Below are 710 nucleotides of genomic sequence, written 5' to 3' on the forward strand. Positions count from 1 at the left end.
GGTTTAGCTATTTTTGATACGCGTTTAATCAAGCAATCTCTAGAGGTTTTATTTACTCAAGTATTGGTCAGTTTGCTTGTCTCGACTCTGTATTTCTGGATTTCTCCCTTATCTTATGCAAGTAGCGAGTTGATTGCACGAACCTCTCCAACCATTTGGGATGTTCTTATTGCTATTGCGGGTGGGATAGCAGGTTTCATTGGTTCAAGGAAAAAAGAAGCAAACAATATCGTACCAGGAGTAGCCATCGCAACAGCTCTGATGCCACCTATCTGCACTGCAGGATATGGTTTAGCTAATGGGAATGTACGATTTTTATTTGGGGCTCTTTATCTTTTCTTGATCAACTGTGTCTTTATCATGCTCATCAACATTGTTGGAACAAGAATGTTGATGAGAAAATCTCCCTTAAGTTCATTTAAAGAGCTAAATATTAAAATGAGAATTGGGTTGATCTCCTTGATTGTATTATTGGTTCTTCCAGCCAGCTATTCAGCAGTCACTCTGACGATGGATCAAGCAAGAAAAGAAGGGATCAAACAATTTGTAGGCAAAGAGTTCGCCAATCATACGATCATTAATCAAGTCTACAAGTCAAGTAGCAATGAATTAGTCTTGACAGTTGTTGGAGATCCGATTTCAGAAGAAGAATTAGAAACCATTAGCCAAAAGCAAGCCTCTTACGGTATTCAATCTGTTCAATTGAAAGT

At 38.3% G+C, this 710-nt stretch carries 1 protein-coding gene; it reads left to right on the forward strand.

What is annotated here, in order from left to right; all coding sequences use genetic code 11:
• Window positions 1–710 (forward strand): DUF389 domain-containing protein (locus QM857_RS09200; protein WP_414275763.1); only part of this gene is annotated, 710 nt, incomplete at both ends.

This window comes from Streptococcus infantis (genome assembly GCF_047463315.1).
In the GTDB taxonomy this organism is placed as follows: Bacteria; Bacillota; Bacilli; order Lactobacillales; family Streptococcaceae; genus Streptococcus; species Streptococcus infantis_AB.